The 3,037-nt window shown below is 68.9% G+C and carries 4 protein-coding genes; 3 read left to right on the top strand and 1 reads right to left on the bottom strand.

Translation table 11 applies throughout. The annotated features are described in order from the left end of the window. Positions 1-274 (top strand): serine hydrolase (locus H5J26_RS29960; protein ID WP_181769101.1); only part of this gene is annotated, 274 nt, incomplete at its 5' end. 84 nt (positions 275-358) lie between these two features. On the opposite strand, the gene H5J26_RS29955 is transcribed toward H5J26_RS29960, so the two are convergent. Next, a complete protein-coding gene (locus tag H5J26_RS29955) occupies positions 359-793 on the bottom strand; it encodes an ATP-binding protein (RefSeq protein WP_309238117.1) in 435 nt (144 codons plus the stop codon). 186 nt (positions 794-979) lie between these two features. Here H5J26_RS29955 and H5J26_RS29950 point away from each other — a divergent pair, with 186 nt between their 5' ends. Both H5J26_RS29950 and H5J26_RS29945 read left to right on the top strand, forming a co-directional pair. Beyond that, a complete protein-coding gene (locus tag H5J26_RS29950) occupies positions 980-1,861 on the top strand; it encodes a helix-turn-helix domain-containing protein (RefSeq protein WP_181769099.1) in 882 nt (293 codons plus the stop codon). Positions 1,862-2,068: 207 nt separating this feature from the next. Continuing rightward, positions 2,069-2,887 (top strand): SAM-dependent methyltransferase, encoded by an 819-nt coding sequence (locus tag H5J26_RS29945; protein WP_181769098.1) that lies wholly within the window; start codon positions 2,069-2,071, stop codon positions 2,885-2,887. Positions 2,888-3,037 lie beyond the last annotated feature (150 nt).

Genomic DNA, 3,037 nt, shown 5'->3' with positions numbered 1-3,037 from the left:
GACCTTGACGCAGGCACGCTCACAGGAGTCCGCGGGACCGGACCGCGTGCTCGTGGTCAACTCCCGTTTCGGACTGGGGTTCATGCTGCACAGCCCGTCCGCGCCGATGCTCTCCCCGGGCTCGTTCGGCCACCCCGGGCGGGGAGGCTCGCTGGCCTTCGCCGACCCCGAGTCGGGCACGGCCTTCGCATACGTGACCTCCGCGATGCAGCGCTCGGTCACCTCGGACCCGCGCACGCACGCGTTGGTACGGGCCCTGCGCGCCTGCCGCTGAGGCCGGTTGAGAGCCGCCCGCCCGCCGGGACGACGAACAGCCGGCCCGCGGCGGCGGCCGCGGGCCGGCGGTCCCGACCGAGACTCAGGCCTGGAGCAGTGCCCAGACCGCGTTCCCCTGAGTGACCGGGGAAGCCGTCACGCCCCATCGCTGCGCCAGAGCCTCGACGATGTACAGCCCGCGTCCGCACTCCTTCTCGGCGGTCGGGGTGCGGCGTTCGGGAACGTGGGAGCTGCTGTCGTCGTCGTGCACCTCCACCTGGACCCCGCCGCACGGGGAGTAGGCGGCGGCGCACACGATCCAGCTGCTGTTCGTGTGCGTGACCGCGTTGGTGGCCAACTCCGACAGGACGAGGGCTGCTTGCTCACGTAACTCGGAGGAGGCGCCCCGCTCGCGGAGCCAGCGGTCGAGTTCGTGCCGTGCCCGGGGGACGCTGACGTCCTCGGCGGGCAGGCTGAGCGCATGGGTCTCCGTACCGGTGTCGGACGGTGGGCGCGGCTGGCGGTGCGTGGGGGGCACGCTCAAGGGGAGCACGTTGTCACTATGGGTGCTGCGGTCTTCAACTCGCAAGCTTCCTTCTGATAATTTCAGAGTGAAGAGGCAATAAGGCAACCGGAGTTGACGGAGCGTCCGTTGTCCGTCACTGTCACAGACGGTGAAGAACTACCACCTCTGACGACTGCTGAACCCTCCGGGAGGTGGGGCGTGACCGACACACTGCCGAGTGGATCGAGCGCTCCTACAGTGCTGCGCATCATCCTCGGCAAACGGCTCAAGGAGCTGCGGGAGGGTTCGGGCGTCCGCATCGAGGCCGCCGCCAAGGCCTTGCGGGTCAACCACCTGACGATCAGGCGGATGGAGAACGCTCAGGTCGGTCTCAAAGTCCCCTACGTCAAAGAGCTGTTGCGGCTCTACGGGGTCTCGGACGACGAGATCGGCGAGTTCATCTCGATGGCCGAGCAGGCCAACGCGCCCGGCTGGTGGTATCCCTTCCGCGACGCCCTGCCCGACTGGTTCCGCGCCTACGTGAGCCTGGAGACCGACGCGCAGGTCATCCGCGTCTACGAACCCCATTACGTGACGGGGCTGTTGCAGACGCGGGACTACGCGCGGGCGGTCATCCGCGCCGGCTTCCCGCACGAGTCGCAGGAAGCGCTGGAGCACCGGGTGGACCTGCGGCTGCGACGCCAGGCGCTGCTCGGGACGCCGGACGCGCCGACGCTGTGGGTCGTGCTGGAAGAGGCCGCGCTGAGGCGCGACGTGGGCGGCCCGGTCGTCATGCGGGGGCAGTTGGAGCGGCTGATCGAAGCCTCGGAGCAGCCCAACATCACCCTGCGGATCGTGCCGCTGGCGGCGGGCCCCCACCCGGGGACGGGCGGGCATCTGACCTATTTCCGCTTCCGGGAACGGGAGTTGCAGGACATCGTCTACACCGAGGTCGGGCTCACCAGTGCCGTCTACCTGGACCAGCGGCCCGACGTGGTCACGCACCTCGAGGCGCTCACCCGTGTCTCGCTGCTGGCTGCCGAGCACGTGCCGGACCCCCGTACGTATCTGATGCATCTGTGCAAGGAGTTCGACAAATGACCCCCGGGCTCTGCACCGCGCGAAGAACCAGCTGAAGCCAGGACCGGCCCAGCGGCACGACCAGCCGCCGGAGCCGGACCGGACCGACCTCGTCGGTCCACCCTCAGCACCATCACCGGCTCCACAGACCACACCGACCGGCCGGCGGGGGAGTTACTCGCCGTGTGCTTCCCCGCCGGCCCCCACACGGCAGAAATGGGATGACAGATGACCACGTCCGGCAAGCCCGAGATCGACACCAGCAGGCCGCACTCGGCCCGGATGTACGACTACTACCTCGGCGGCAAGGACTGGTATCCCGTCGACGAGGAGGCCGCCGAGAAGGTGCTGACGGTCTGCCCGCAGATCCGCCACACCGCGGAGACCAACCGCGGCTTCATGCACCGGGCCACGCGAACCCTCGCCTCCGAGTACGGCATCCGGCAGTTCGTGGACATCGGCACCGGCATCCCCACCTCGCCCAACCTCCATCAGGTCGCCCAGGAGGTCGCGCCGGACGCCCGCGTCGTCTACGCCGACCACGACGCCACCGTCCTGGAGTACGCCCACGTGCTGATGCGCAGCACACCCGAGGGCCGTACCGCGTACATCAACGCAGACGTCCGCGAGGACGCCATCCTCGACCTCCCCCAGCTTCGTGAGGTCATCGACCTGGACAAGCCGGTGGCTCTCTCGCTGGTGGCTCTTCTCCACTTCGTCCCGGACGAGAACAAGCCCTACGACATAGTCGGCGGCCTGCTCGACCGGCTCGCACCGGGCAGCTTCCTGGTCCTGACGCACTGCACCAGCGACTTCGACGCCGCGGCCTGGCAGGGAGTCAAGAAGATCTACGACGCGGGTGGCACGACGGTTCAGCTGCGCTCCAAGGCCGAGGTGGAACTCTTCTTCGACGGCATGGAGTTGCTGGAGCCGGGCGTGACGGCGGCACACGAGTGGCGGCCGGAAGAGACAGCCGAACTCTCCCCGGAGGAGCAAGAGGTGCTCCGCAGCGCCACGCTGTACTCGGCGGTGGGGAGGAAGCCATGAGCGTCCCCCTGGGGAAGGGCAACTCCGGCAGCGGCAGCGGCCGCAGGCCCACCGAGCACCAGTTACAGATGGCACGCGTGCGCGCCAGGACGACGGGGGAGTCCGTCGCGCACGTCCTGTCGGTGTTCATGGGCGAGGGCCGCGACGGTC

This window comes from Streptomyces albidus (ex Kaewkla and Franco 2022) (assembly GCF_013870515.1).
Classification (GTDB): Bacteria; Actinomycetota; Actinomycetes; order Streptomycetales; family Streptomycetaceae; genus Streptomyces; species Streptomyces albidus.
Note: the sequence above shows the minus strand (reverse complement) of the source record. Positions and strands in the feature narration are given on the sequence as shown.

Coding starts and splice junctions, on each gene's coding strand:
- H5J26_RS29945 (WP_181769098.1), top strand. CDS start 2,069: ATGACCACGTCCGGCAAGCCCGAGATCGACACCAGCAGGCCGCACTCG.